The sequence below is a fragment of the Rhizobium yanglingense genome (genome assembly GCF_977109285.1).
Genome location: NZ_CDSAWY010000005.1, coordinates 1532482 through 1545917 on the forward strand (window position 1 = coordinate 1532482; position 13436 = coordinate 1545917).

The 13436-nt window shown below is 62.2% G+C and carries 12 protein-coding genes; 3 read left to right on the forward strand and 9 right to left on the reverse strand.

The annotated features are described in order from the left end of the window. The first annotated feature begins 18 nt into the window (after window positions 1-18). Window positions 19-744, forward strand: a complete 726-nt coding sequence (pdeM, locus tag ACW4PC_RS17295) for a ligase-associated DNA damage response endonuclease PdeM (protein WP_455875044.1) — start codon at window positions 19-21, stop codon at window positions 742-744. A 153-nt stretch (window positions 745-897) separates the two neighbouring features. Here pdeM and ACW4PC_RS17300 read toward each other — a convergent pair whose 3' ends face one another. The 3 genes from ACW4PC_RS17300 to ACW4PC_RS17310 all read right to left on the reverse strand — a co-directional run bounded on the left by ACW4PC_RS17300 (window position 898) and on the right by ACW4PC_RS17310 (window position 2686). Continuing rightward, window positions 898-1479, reverse strand: a complete 582-nt coding sequence (locus tag ACW4PC_RS17300; RefSeq protein WP_022718280.1) for a transglycosylase SLT domain-containing protein — start codon at window positions 1477-1479, stop codon at window positions 898-900. Window positions 1480-1535: 56 nt separating this feature from the next. Then, a complete protein-coding gene (locus tag ACW4PC_RS17305; protein ID WP_455874579.1) occupies window positions 1536-1862 on the reverse strand; it encodes a hypothetical protein in 327 nt (108 codons plus the stop codon). Between the two features lie 263 nt (window positions 1863-2125). Beyond that, the gene (locus tag ACW4PC_RS17310; protein WP_455874580.1) at window positions 2126-2686 is read right to left on the reverse strand and encodes a dihydrofolate reductase family protein; all 561 of its coding nucleotides are present in this window, start codon (window positions 2684-2686) and stop codon (window positions 2126-2128) included. A gap of 119 nt (window positions 2687-2805) precedes the next feature. Here ACW4PC_RS17310 and ACW4PC_RS17315 point away from each other — a divergent pair, with 119 nt between their 5' ends. Continuing rightward, the gene (locus ACW4PC_RS17315; RefSeq protein ID WP_455874581.1) at window positions 2806-3312 is read left to right on the forward strand and encodes a winged helix-turn-helix transcriptional regulator; all 507 of its coding nucleotides are present in this window, start codon (window positions 2806-2808) and stop codon (window positions 3310-3312) included. On the opposite strand, the gene ACW4PC_RS17320 is transcribed toward ACW4PC_RS17315, so the two are convergent. From ACW4PC_RS17320 to ACW4PC_RS17345, 6 genes are all read right to left on the reverse strand, one after another. After that, window positions 3313-4119: a TIGR02186 family protein gene (locus ACW4PC_RS17320; protein WP_455874582.1), complete on the reverse strand. Its 807-nt coding sequence runs from the start codon at window positions 4117-4119 to the stop codon at window positions 3313-3315. Continuing rightward, window positions 4119-5039, reverse strand: coding sequence for a sulfite exporter TauE/SafE family protein (locus ACW4PC_RS17325; RefSeq protein ID WP_074070157.1), 921 nt, complete (start codon window positions 5037-5039; stop codon window positions 4119-4121). Before ACW4PC_RS17325 ends, ACW4PC_RS17320 begins: the two co-directional genes overlap by 1 nt. A 506-nt stretch (window positions 5040-5545) precedes the next feature. After that, window positions 5546-6616 carry a D-alanine--D-alanine ligase family protein gene (locus ACW4PC_RS17330; protein ID WP_455874583.1) on the reverse strand — a complete coding sequence of 357 codons (1071 nt, stop codon included), beginning with the start codon at window positions 6614-6616 and terminating at the stop codon, window positions 5546-5548. A 36-nt stretch (window positions 6617-6652) separates the two neighbouring features. Then, entirely contained in the window at window positions 6653-7267 is a 615-nt protein-coding gene (locus ACW4PC_RS17335; RefSeq protein WP_455875045.1) for a C39 family peptidase, read from the reverse strand. A 275-nt stretch (window positions 7268-7542) separates the two neighbouring features. Then, entirely contained in the window at window positions 7543-11310 is a 3768-nt protein-coding gene (locus ACW4PC_RS17340) for a peptidoglycan-binding protein (protein WP_455874584.1), read from the reverse strand. A 254-nt stretch (window positions 11311-11564) separates the two neighbouring features. Beyond that, window positions 11565-12023, reverse strand: coding sequence for an Lrp/AsnC family transcriptional regulator (locus tag ACW4PC_RS17345; RefSeq protein WP_283070703.1), 459 nt, complete (start codon window positions 12021-12023; stop codon window positions 11565-11567). Window positions 12024-12150: 127 nt separating this feature from the next. Between ACW4PC_RS17345 and ACW4PC_RS17350 the strand changes: the two genes are divergently transcribed. Then, window positions 12151-13434, forward strand: a complete 1284-nt coding sequence (locus tag ACW4PC_RS17350) for a cystathionine gamma-synthase family protein (RefSeq protein WP_455874585.1) — start codon at window positions 12151-12153, stop codon at window positions 13432-13434. Window positions 13435-13436: the final 2 nt, after the last annotated feature.

Consider the following 13436-nt stretch of genomic DNA (forward strand, 5'->3'; position numbering starts at 1 on the left):
GCAGGATAGACGAAATTGATGAACCGCCTGGCGCTTGCGCGTGAATTGAACGGATTGGTCGCGATGCCGGGCGTCGAAACCAGTGTTCATGGCGTTGCGGCCGTCTGCGATCCGCTCGGCGCGCTCTACCTGCCGGACGCCGGCGTGCTCGTCGTTTCCGACCTGCATCTCGAAAAGGGCGCCGCCTTCGCCCGCCGCGGCATGCTATTGCCGCCTTACGACACGCTGGCGACGCTGACGGTGCTCAGCGCCGTCATCACCCGCTACAATCCGAAGCTTGTCGTCTCCCTCGGCGACAATTTCCACGACCGGGTCGGCTCGGCGCATCTACCGGAGACTTTCCGCTCCCTGATCGACGCTATGGCCCGCGGCCGCGAATGGATCTGGATCAACGGCAATCACGACCCTGACGGCACGGTCGATCTGCCCGGCTCTTCGGTCGATGAAATGCACTACGCCGGCCTGACCTTCCGTCACGAGCCGAAGGGTGGGTGGCAAAGCGGTGAAATCGCCGGTCACCTGCACCCCGCGGCCACCGTCCGCCGCCGGGAAAAAGCCGTCCGCCGCCCCTGTTTCGCCACCGACGGCGCCCGCCTCCTCATGCCCGCCTTCGGCGTCATGACCGGCGGACTGGATCTCGGCCACAAGGCGTTGACAGGCCTGTTCGACAGGTCGTCCCTGGTCGCTCATCTTCTCGGGCGGGATCGGATTTATTCGGTGAGATTCGCGAATTTGCGCAGCTGACGTTGAGCGCTCGCCCTCGTCCATTGTGAGGCCCCTCTGGCGCCTCAGGATGAGGGCTCTCGCCGCCGTTGCTTTTCGATAGGCAATGCTGCGCTTGCTCCAAGGGCGAAGCCTCGAAAGACGAGAATGGCCACACGCCATGGAAATCGGAGCTCAATTACACCCCTGCAACTGCCGCTGATAGGTCGCTGCCATATCGGCAAACCTCTGTGCGGTCTTCTGCAGCTGCGCATTCGAGCGCCAGTCGCCGCGCTTGTAGCCCTTCGGCCCCGAATAGTAAGCGATGTAGAGCCTGTAGGCGTCGTTGAGCTGGATGCCCGTCGCCTGGCTGTTGCTGTAGTGGTACCAGCCGATGAAGTCGATCGCGTCGGCGAAATTGGTGCGCCGCGCAGCCCAATTGCCGGTCGCCGACTGATAGTGGTCCCAGGTGCCGTCGAGCGCCTGCGAATAGCCGTAGGCGGTCGACGGACGCGTCCAGGGAATGAAGCCAAAAAGCTTCGTGCGCGGCGGGCGGGCGTTCGGCTGGAAACCGGATTCCACATACATCGTCGCCATCAGGATCGGCACCGGCACGGCGTATTTCTTCTCGGCGCGCTCGGCCGCGTGCTGCCAGTTGCTGAAGAAGCCGTTGCGCTGTTCGAAGACGGCGCAGATGTTTCTGGTCTGACGAGGCGCCGTGGCGCAGCCGGCGGCGAGCGCCAGCAGCACCAGGGCGAGAAGAGTACGGGTACGCAAAACAAAACCTCTCGCTTTCGAGAGATTACTAACTCGTAAATCTTAACACTCGGTTTTTAGTCAAAGGCGAACATGCACAACGCACCGAGGCTTGCCCCGCTGCCGCAAGCGCCGGGTCTCATCACCGGTAGACCGGAACCGGGATCTTTGAACGGGCGAGCACCTTCATCGTCACGCTGCCGACCATGAATGCGGGTGAAGCCTTCGCGTCGGTGCGATGCCATGGCGATCAGGTCGCAGCCGCGCTCGCGGCTGTGTCGATGATGACCTTCGCGGGTTCGTGGTTGGTCACCTGGGTCTATCGCAATCGAGGCCATGCGTTCTGGCCCGGGCACCTGCATCCGCCAGGATCCGGTCTGCCGCTTGCTGGCTGTGCCGGTCATAGTCTTCGCGCGTGGATTCCAGCTGATCGATATTCGTGGAAAAGATAGGGAACGGTTCGACGACGGTCACGACCGCTGCCTTGGCGCCGATCTCCTTTGCAAAGGCAAGCGCCTTTTCAAGCGCATCGGTTGGAAAGCTGCGAACCTTCGGTCGGGATGAGAATGTGTTTGAGCATGGGCTGGCTCCTCCTTCAACGCTCGCATATTGACGGAGGAACCGGCCTAACACCTTGATCTACATCAAATTGTCGCGAATGTCGGCGTCACGCTGCGCTCGCCGGTTCGTAGCGCAAGATCACCGCGCCGGTCTTCAACGGTGTCGCTTCCAGCAGCTTCAGCGGTAGCTGCGCCGTCGCCGACTTGAAGTGCGGATTGCCCGCACCGAGAACCACCGGCACCAGGCAGATGCGGATCTCGTCGACAAGACCGGCCTTCAGCATCGCGTCGCTGAGTTCGGCGCTGCCGAAAATGAAAATCGTTTTGCCATCCTCCTTCTTGAGCTTTTGAAGCTCGGAAACCGGATCGCTGACGATGCGGGCATTGTTCCAGCCCGGCTCTTTCATCGTCCGCGACACGGCGATCTTTGCGGTGTTGTTCATGTATTGCTTGATCTTGTCGTTCTCTTCTGCCGTCGGCCAATAGGCGGCCATACCCTCGTAGGTCTTCCGGCCGAAGACGAGCAGGTCGCCTTCCTCGCCCAATTGTTCGGAGTATTTCTGCAGTTCCGGCCCCCAGACCAGAGTGTGGAAGTCGATGTCCCAGGGCTTTTTGCCTTCGAAGTAGCCGTCGAGCGTCATCAGATTCCAGACAACAAGCTTTCTCATGTCGATTTCCTCCATCCGATAGTCAATCCATACCACAACAGAACCGGTTGCAACAAGCAACCGGTTGAAAACTAGATAAACCGATGGCAAAATGCAAGTGGTTTTTGGAGAATGAAAAAATGGACGACCGTCACCGCTCCGGCTGCCCGATCAATCTGACGTTGGAAATCCTCGGCGACCGATGGAGCCTGATCGTGATTCGCGACATCATGTTCGGCAATCGCCGTCACTTCCGCGAGCTGCTGCAGAATTCGCAGGAGGGCATCGCCTCGAACATCCTTGCCGACCGCCTGCGCCGCCTCATGGACAAGGGCTTGCTGACCAGGGAGGACGATCCCACGCATAAGCAGAAAGCCATCTATAGTCTCACCGAAATGGCGATCGACCTCGTGCCGCTCTTTGCCCATATGGGCGCGTGGGGCCGCAGGCATCTGCCGGTGTCTGAAGAGCTCTCCATTCGCGCCGAGTTGTTGGAAAATGGCGGCCTGCGGCTTTGGGAAGATTTCATGGACGAATTGCGGGCCAAACACCTGGGCAAGCAACTGCCAGCCGGAACGCCCTCGGTGCTAGGCCGTCTGACCGAAGCCTATCTCGACGTCCTTGCGAAAAAGAAAAAGTCCGCCTGATCAATCCTTGCGGAAGACGATGCTTGCGCCCCAGCCGGTCACGATCGCCAGGAACACGGCAAACATGCCGTAGGGAATCGGCTGTTCATGAGCCGCATCGGTGAGCATCTGCTCGATACCGGTCTTGATGACGCGCAGCGGCACCGACTTTTGGGTCACGAACACACCGCTCTTGAAGAGATAGGCACGCACCGTATGCACGCCGTTCGGAATGTTGGCGGGCAGGCGAAGGCTTGCCTTGAAAAGATTGGAACTGACGAAGCGCACGCCGGTCGGGTCGCGCTCGTAGAGCCCGCCGGTCTGCTGCAGCCGCCGGAAGGCGGTGCGGAACTCGCCGAGGCTGCTGCCGTCTCCGACGAAGCCGACGGGCGTCAGTGGAATATGGTCGATGCCGATCCCCTGATCGGTGAGGTCGAGCGGTGTCACGACGTCGTCGATCGATCGCGAGCTCGACATCGAATAGGAATGCGGCACGCCCTCGAAGGTCATGGAGTCGGTATTGATCCAGATGCCGAAGACGCGTTCCTTCTTGCGCACCGTCGCATCTTCGCGCGGCCCCTCCAGAACGACGACGACGTCGTATTGGCCGACGGCAAGCAAAAGGTTGTCGGTATTGGTCAGCGCCCCGAAGATCGTCAGGTCCGCGCCGCGGAAATCGGACGTGATGGCGATTTCGCTGCTGGACGTGCCGATCTCCAGCCCCTCGCGCTCTTCTTCGGAATTCTGTCCCGGCAGCAGCATCTGCGCTGCACCAATCCCCGGCAGCAGGCAGAAGAGACCGAAAAGGCAAAGGCGCAGGCGCTTCATCAGTACGCCCCCATCACGACGGAATAGATGTCCGCGGGCGTCACGACCAGCGCTACCGCCAGGCGGATGCCGACGGCGAGAACGAGCAGCCCGAGCAGCGCCCGCAATTGTTCGCCGCGCAGTTTCTGGCCGACGCGCACGCCGTATTGCGCGCCGACGACGCCGGCCACCATCAGGATGAAGGCAAGTACGATATCGACGGAAAAGTTCGTCGCAGCCTGCACCACGGTTGTGTAGGCGGTCACGAAGATGATCTGGAACAGTGATGTGCCGACGACGACATTGGTCGGGATGCGCAGCAGGTAGATCATCGCCGGCACCATGATGAAGCCGCCGCCGACGCCCATGATGGAGGTCAGGATGCCGATCCCAAAGCCGAGCGCGACGATCGGGATGACGCTGAGGAAAATCTTCGATTTCTTGAACCGCACCTTCAGCGGCAGGCGGTGGACCCAGTGGTGATGTCCGGGCCTGCGCGGTGTCGGCGGCACGTTCTTGGCCGCGCGCCGCATGGCGTTGATGCTCTCGAGCAGCATCAGCCCGCCGACGGTGCCGAGGAAGATGACGTACATCAGCGAGATGATGAGATCGAGCTGACCGACCCGTCTCAACAGCGAGAAGATCCAGATGCCGATCGTCGCGCCTGCAAGACCGCCGACAAGCAATACGGTCCCGAGCTTCACGTCCAGCGTCCCGCGCCTGAAATGCGTGATCGCGCCGGAGATCGAGGAAGCGACCACCTGGTTGGCGCCGGTCGCGACGGCAACCACGGGCGGAATGTTATAGAAAATGAGAAGCGGCGTGATCAGAAAGCCGCCGCCGACGCCGAACATGCCGGACAGGAAGCCGACGGCCGCACCCATGCCGAGGATGATGAAGATGTTCACCGACAATTCTGCGATGGGCAGATAGATTGTCACAGCCGACCCCGAATTATGAACTGCCCCCGCCGGGCAGGTATCTTGCGTCCCGTTCGAATGGCGCATCATACGGTGAAATCGTTGCCAGAGGCTTTCGATAAACGACATGCGATCCGCGCATTACGCGAGCGATAAGTCCCGATTAATTGGGCTTTTTTCAGATTTTGTGACGACGGCGCGCGAGGAGTTTTGTTCGCGGGAGAATACCGATCCATGAGGCTAAGTATTCTCCCGCGATACTTAGCCTCATGGATCAGTATTCAGAACAGCTGAGCGGCATCTTTCTCGCGCTTGCGGACCCGACGCGCCGTGCAGTGCTCGGCCGTTTATGCGAAGGCCCGGCCGGCATCAGCGACCTCGCGGAGCCGTTTGACATGACTCTCTCGTGCTTCAGACAGCGCCGACCGCTCATGCACGCCGAAGTGGGCTTCCACGATGGCTGGGGGCATGGGTATCGAGCAGCTTGCAAGGCAAGTCGAGGACCGCGCCTGAGGGCTATCGCATCGTCACTGCCCGGCCCGTGCCAGCCCGTGCGCCACGAGCCGGTCGATGACTTCGGCATAACTCACGCCGCTTGCCGCCATTGCCTTGGAATACATGCTGATATCGGTGAAGCCGGGGATGGTGTTGATCTCGTTGACGAGGAATCGCATGTCCGGTGTCAGGAAAAAGTCGACACGCGCCATGCTGTCGCAGCCGACGGCCCTGAAAGCCCTTGCGGCCATATCCCGCATGCCGGCCTCGACCTCCGGCGGCAATTCTGCCGGTATTTTCAGCGCTGCACCGTTCTCATCGATATATTTCGCATTGTAGCTGTAGAAGCCATGGCTCTCCGCCGGCACGATCTCGCCCGGCCGTGAAACGAAGAGGTTGCCTGCCGTATCTTCCAGCACGCTAAATTCGATCTCGCGCCCACGAACGAACTCCTCCGCAAGCAGCTTGCGGTCGTGCCGGAAGCCTTCCGCAAGCGCGCCGTCGAATTCCTGGCTGGCATGGACCTTCCTGACGCCGACCGATGAGCCCTGCCGCGCCGGCTTGATGAAGAGCGGCAGGCCGAGGTCGTTTTCCAGCGCGGCGAAGGGAGGCTGTGCGCCCTCATGAATTGTCACGGAGCGCGCGATCGGCACCCCGGCCGCCTTCATGAGTTGCTTGGCGATGTCCTTGTCCAGCGCGGTCGCCGATCCGAGAATGCCGCAGCCGGCAAGCGGCACGCGGGCAACCTCCGCAAGGCCCTGCACGGAGCCGTCCTCGCCATGCAGGCCGTGAAGGACCGGAAAGAGGATGTCGATCGTTGGCAGTTCGTAAGCCGATCCGCCAGCGGGAATTGCAAACATACGTCCGCGTCCGCCCGGCACGAGGCAGACCTCGGCTCCCTTTTCCGGTTTCGCAAGCGTGCCATCCTCGAAGCTGCTCAACAGCCATTGCCCTTCGCGGGTGACGAACACCGGAATGGCGTCGTATTTCTGAGGCTCCAGCGCGCGCATCACGTTCGTAGCCGAAAGCACCGAGACATCGTGCTCGGTCGAGCGTCCGCCGAAGAGCACGGCAATGCGCAGTCGGTTTGATGCAGCAGTCATGTAAAAATCTCCGGAATAACTTGGTGTTGAAAAGCCTTAGAAGCCGACCGCGATGCCGCGGTTGGCGAAGAAGCGGTCGAAGACGGCAAGCGGCAGCGTCACATGCGCCTGGCTTTCCAGATTGTGTCCTGAAGGATTGTGGAAGCGGATGGTTTCGGGCGAGGCCGCCGTCACCAGCACCAGGTGGCCGCCCTTCGATGGTGGCTCACGCTCTGGCCAGCGGATTGCGTGATGCACCGAGGCGATGAAAAACTGCCGCTTGGAAAGAAGTTCGGGAATGGCGGCCGTATCGACATTCGTCACGGTCTCCGCGCCTAGCCCGAAACGTTCGGTGACGAACTTGACGAACGGCGCATAGATCAGCCCCTTGATCGAGGCATCGGCCTCATTGACGACATAGCCGCCATAGGTCGCGCAGCCGCGGGCAAGATCGAGCGTCGCATGGAGTTCACCGCGCGCGGCAAGGATCATCTTCAGGCAGGCCATACCGCAGACATTGACGCCCCAGCGGGCATATTCCTCGATCGTCTGCGCGCCGGAATGCCGCCACAGCGGATCGCGCATGAGCGCCGCAGAGCCCTCCGCCGCGACCGCCAGCGTCATCTCGGGCGTTTCCCATTGGCTGAAATAGGGCACGTCGGCCCGCTGAATATTCACGAATCCCCCATCGGTGATCAAGTCACGCCGGGAAATTCCACAAGCAAAACGACCCTTTTGCGGCGGACGCAAAGGGTCGTTCAAAATTGCGGCATAGGCAAATGCCACAAGATGAGCGGTCCTTCGCTTCCGTCAGAGAGAATCCTGTTAGCGTCCGGTTGCCTCAGCCGGATTTGTTCAGGCCGCTTGCAATCGACGGCCCGTGAGCTGACGGACGTAGAACGAGGGCTCACTCCCAATCAGTTTCGGACGCTTTCGTTGTCCTTGCCTCAAGCCTTGGTCGTGTTCTTGGCGTTGCGCTCCAGGAGCGCCTTTACCGTGTCGTCGTTGATCCTGCCGCTCGGCTCCTGGCCGACCGACTTCTGGAAGCTCTTGATCGCGGCGGTCGTCTTCGCGCCCATCTCGCCGTCCGGCGGGCCGGCGTCGAAGCCGTTGTTGTTGAGGATCGCCTGAATGTTGCGGATCGCCTTCTTCATGTCGACGCTCGAGGTCTTCGTGCCGTTGCTCGCCCAGCCGTCCGGGATTTCGATGCCGTTGGCCTTGTTGTCGAGCGGCTGCGGCTTCCATGCACTCGTTGCAGCCCGTGCCTTTTCAAGGTCGGCGGGCTTCATCGCCTTTGCCACTTCGTCGCGCTTGGCGCCGGCGTCCTTGTCGCCGCCCTTTGCAGCGATGGCGAACCACTTGTAGCTTTCGCCGAGGTCCTGCGCCACGCCGTTGCCGCGGGCGCAAAGGATCGCCAGGTTGAATTGGCTGTCGGTGATGCCAAGATCGGCGGCCTTGGTGAACCAGTTTGCCGCGGTCGTGTAGTCCTGCTCGCCGAGTGCGCCGGAGGCGTAGAGCACGGCCAGATTGTGCATGGCGCTGGCATTGCCCTGATTGGCAGCCTGCTCGTAGAAGGTTTTGGCCTTGCCGATATCGCGTGCGACGCCGGTCCCCTTCTCGTACATGCTACCGAGACGGTATTGCGCCGGAGCAAAGCCCTTGTCGGCGGCAAGCTGATACCAGTTTGCGGCCTGCGCCTGGTCGGCCGCCAGGCCGTTGCGGCCTTCGGTATAGCGTGCGCCGATCTCGAAGAGCGCAAGCTGGTCGCCGTTGCGGGCGGCGTCTGCAAGCGCCTGCGGCTGAATGGTATCGGGCACGGATATGGAAGGTGCCGCGGGCGAGGCATTCGTGGAAGCCGGTACATCCTTGGGCGAAAACGCTGCAGCATCCTGTGCCGGCGCGCCTGGCGTCAGCGTCGAGGCACCTTCGCCGTCAAGCGGTACGGCGTCGGTCAGGTGGCCGGGTGGTGCTGGCTGCATCGCTTCGGGCTCGGTCTGTGCCGTCCCTGAGGCGAGCGGTACTGGGGCCTCGGGTTCTGCAGGACCCGTCGGAGTGACGGCTGCGGTTGCTTCCACACTCTGTCCCGGCATGGCCGAACTATTGGCTGCAACGGGGTTCTGCGCGGCATCCGAAAGCACCGAGACTTCGGCCGGAGGCGCCTGTTCGCCACTGGTCAGCGTGCGGGCAAGGGGGAAGGCCATGATGGCGAGCAGCACGGCGCCTGCAGCAAGGATAAGTGGACGGCGGAAGCGGCTGAAGGCACCGGCGCCGCCGGCCGGCTTTGGTGCCTTGGTTTTCTTCTCCGCCTTGACCGGCTGGGCCTTTGGATCGGCTTCCATGGCGGCGGCCTGGGCTGCGCGGCGGGCGGCGGCGATATAGTCGGCGCGCTCGTTTTCCGTTGCCGGTTTCGGATTTTGGCGTGCCGTGGCCTGGCTGGCGCGTACCCGCTCCAGGATCTTCTTCACATCCGGTGCGCCCGAGCCCGGCTCCAGCGGCTCGTTCGATGCTTCCTCGCCAGGCATCAGGTCGACCGGATCGATCGACGGCGCGGGATCGATGACGGTCCGCTCGACAGCCTTCGCCTTCTCCGTCTTCTTGCCCGGAATCAGCCGCTTGCCGAGTGCTGCAAGCAGGCTGCCCTTTGCGGGCGTGGCAGCTCCAGCGGGATTGGTTGCAGCTTCGATCGCGCTCACGCTCGTATCGGCTTTGGGCGGAACATGCGCAGGCACGACAGGCTCGCTGACGCTTTCGGCCGTGCGCAGGAGCGGCGAGGCACCCTTCTGGCCGAACACGGCCTGCGTCTCGCTTTCCTCGGCACCGGCGGGGACCAGCGCGTAAGGATCGATCTCGAAATCGGCATTTGCGGCGGGCATTCGTGCGGCCGGCCGGCTGCGGGTTTCCATGTCGTCCAGCCGGTCGGCGATCTGCACCAGCGTCTCGTGCAGCGCCTGGAACGTCTTGTGCGTGCGTTCGTCGCTGCTGCGGCTAAGCTCCTCCAGATGCCGCAGATCTTCGGCGAGTGCATTTAGCGCCGACATATCGGCGGCTGGCACTCCGCCGACCTGAAGACCGCCGTTGCGGGAATAAGCCTCGACGACGGCTTCTGCCGCCTGGCGGGCCGCCTCGATGATGTATTCGTCGCTGGTCGCCATATAGTCTTCGATCGCGCCCATGCGGCGCTCGAGCTCGACGGGAATGCCGTCACCGCCGGCGCGCGGCGTATTCATCAGCGCTGAAAGACCGGCAATCTGGTCTTCGAGGTTCTTCAGGGCTCTCGAATCCGTCGGGGGCGCCGCCGTGCTTTCCTCGAGGCGTGCCGCGATGTCGCTGAGGCGCCCTTCGATGCGGCGGAATGCACCGTCATCGGTAGCCGCGCCAGGCGCAGGCTGCACGTCCATCTGGTCGATGCGGCGGGCAAGATAGTCCAGCCGTTCCGCCAGCACGTCGTTGACTGCGCCGCTTTCCAGTGCGTCGATCTTGCGGGAGATGTCGGCGAGCGTGCCGTTGAGATCTGCCTGCGGAACCGTCTTCTGGGCACGCTCGAGCATGAAGGAAAGCTGCTCGAGCCGCTCGTCGAGGCGTGCCGTCGCTTTGGTATTGGCGAGTTCCTCCACGCGCCGCGTCAGCATTTCCAGCCGCTCGGCAAGGCCCTCGGCGGGCAGGGCGTGGCTTTCCGCACTGCGGCCCACCATATCGATCTGCTCGGCCAGCGCGTTCAGCCGGCCTTCGAGGCGATGCATCAGCGCCGGGTCGCCGCTTGCCGCGCTGCGCCCGCTCGCCGCGATCGCACGGCTGATCTCGTCAAGGCGCATATCCATCGCGGCAAACTGCTCTGCCATGGCGCGGTCATGCGGCTGGATCATGCTGCCGAATTGCTCCATCGCGGTCGCGATCGCAATCAGCTTGTCTTCCAGCGCGCGCACTGCCGGGCTTTCGCCCATGCCGCCGATATGGCGCTTGATATCGTCGAGCCGATAGGCGAGCGACACCAGCTCTTCCTGCAGGCCTGCTGTGTCCAGCGCATGCAGCTGGTTTTCGAAGCCGTCCCAGCGGCGTTCCATGTGGCGGATGGAATCCTCGCGGGCAAGCCCGTCCATCAGTGAGCGCAGTTCTTCGAATTCGTTTCGCAGGCCCGCAGTCTCCGGGCCAGCCGAACGGCTGGAGAGCTGGTTGATGCTCTGGGCGAGCCGGCCCATGTCTTCGCGGATGTCGTCGGCGAAATGCCGGTCCTGCGCGCTCGTCTTGATCTCGCGCAGTTCCGTGCGCAGCGCATCCATCTCGCGCGCTACCCCGTCCGAAATGTCGCGCTTCAGGTCCTGGCGCAGGTTGACGAGCGCCTGGGCAATCTCGGTCATCGTGTCGGGCGAGGCGCCAAAAGCAGGTGCGGCCTGCGGTGCCGGCATGCGCGGGGCCGATGCCGGTTCGCGGTAAGCTGCACGTTCGGCGGCTGCGCGTTCACGACCGGCATCGAGCGTGCGCTGGCGCTCGCGGATTTCTGCGAGCGGATCAGGCCGGGCTTCCGGCCTCATGTAAGCCGGTTCGTAAGGTCTGCCGTAGCTTTCGCGCTCCGCTGCGGCCGGCTGCTGTCTCGGCTCGCGGCTTCCCTTGCCCATCAGCCCTTCGATGCGTGCCTCAAGCCCCTCGATCGTGCGGTTTAGCGCATCGAGCGATGCTCTGTCGGAATGCCGGGGGATATTGGATCGCGATCCGTTCATCTTCCTGCTCGCTTCGTCTGCTCGGGACCCTCGTCAGGGCCAGGCCATTGGCTTGAGAGACCGTTCACCGGAGAGCCGTTTATTAGACTTTTCTCAACTTGAACGGCGTAGCGGCACTCCAAGTAAACGCGAGACTTGAAAAAGGAATGCGGATCACCACTGCTTACCCCGCACCTTTCACGAAACGTGGTAAACAAGCCGTTAATGTCCGTGAAAATTTTTTAATGTTTCGGTAAATCGGCACACATTTTGAGCTAGATGCGCCGCTCCTTGATGGTGTTCATCACAAAGCTGGTCTCGATGGTATCGACGCATTTCAGCCGCGCGATCTTCTCCTTGATGAAGCGCTCGTATTGATCCAGCCCCGCGCTCATCACCTTCAGGACATAGTCGCGCGAACCGGTGACGAGATGGCATTCGAGCACTTCGTCCCAGCTGCGCACGGCAGTCTCGAACATCTGGATCTCGTCCTCGTGCTGGCGGCTGAGCCGTACGGAGGCGATTGCCGTCATCGTCCAGCCTTCCGCGGTCGGATCGACCAGCGCCGTGTAGCCCTTTATGACGCCTGTCTCCTCCAGCCGCCGCAGCCGGCGAAGGCATGCGGAAGCTGAAAGCCCCACGCGCTCGGCAAGCTCGTTGTTGGTGATCCGCGCATCGGCCGTCAGTTCCTTCAGGATTCGCCGGTCCGTCTCATCGGCAATTTTCTGCGCCATATTTCAGATTGCTCCGCAGGAAGTTGCTTCCAAAGACATCCTCCTGCGCCAAATAGCAAGAACGTGCCTCCGCATTTGATATAATTTGCTGTTTCAGTTCCAATCCATCGGCCTGAGGAGACCGTCAATGACCGCGCCGCACCCTTCGAGAACCCATATCGGCAATCACGCGCTGCATCCGGAAACGCTAATGCTGAACTACGGGTACGATCCGGAACTTTCCGAAGGCGCGGTCAAGCCGCCGGTCTTCCTGACCTCGACATTTGTTTTCAACACCGCCGAGGATGGCCGCGATTTCTTCGATTATGTGTCGGGCCGCCGCGAACCGCCGGCAGGCAAGGGTGCCGGCCTCGTCTATTCGCGCTTCAACCACCCGAACAGCGAGATCGTCGAAGACAGGCTCGCCGTCTATGAGCGGACGGAAAGCGGCGCGCTCTTCTCCTCCGGCATGGCGGCGATCGCAACCACGCTGCTTGCCTTCGTCCGGCCGGGCGATGCGATCCTTCATTCGCAGCCGCTCTATGGCGGCACCGAGACGCTGCTGGCGAAGACCTTCCTCAATCTTAGCGTTTCCGCCGTCGGCTTCGCCGATGGCGTCAGCGAGGCTTCGGTAAAAGCGGCTGCAGAAGAAGCTATGTCGAAAGGCCGGGTCTCGGTCATCCTCGTCGAAACGCCCGCCAATCCGACGAACAGCCTCGTCGATGTCGCCATGATCCGCCGCATCGCCGATGCGATCGGAAAAACGCAGGACCACACGCCGATCGTCGTCTGCGACAACACGCTGCTCGGCCCGGTCTTCCAGCGCCCGATCGAACATGGCGCGGATATCTCGCTCTATTCGCTGACCAAATATGTCGGCGGCCATTCGGACCTCATCGCCGGCGCCGTCCTCGGCCCCAAAGCGGTGATCAAACAGGTCAAGGCGCTTCGCGGCTCGATCGGCACGCAGCTCGATCCGCATTCCTGCTGGATGCTCGGGCGCTCGCTGGAAACGCTGCAGATCCGTATGGAGCGGGCCAACAGCAATGCGCGCGCCGTTGCCGATTTCCTGCGGGATCACCCGAAGGTCGAGACGATCCACTATCTGCCCTACCATGATCCGCAATCGCCGGTCGGTCGCACCTTTGCCACGCAGTGCACAGGCGCCGGCTCCACCTTCTCTTTCGATATCAAGGGCGGCCAGCCGGCCTCCTTCAAGTTCCTGAACGCGCTGAAGATCTTCAAGCTTGCCGTCAGCCTCGGCGGCACGGAATCGCTCGCCAGCCATCCGGCTGCGATGACCCATTCCGGCGTTCCGGCAGATGTGCGCCAGCGCATCGGCGTTCTGGAATCGACAATCCGGCTGTCGATCGGCATCGAGCATCCGGACGATCTGATCGCCGATCTGGCGCTCGCTCTGGACGAAGCGTAAGG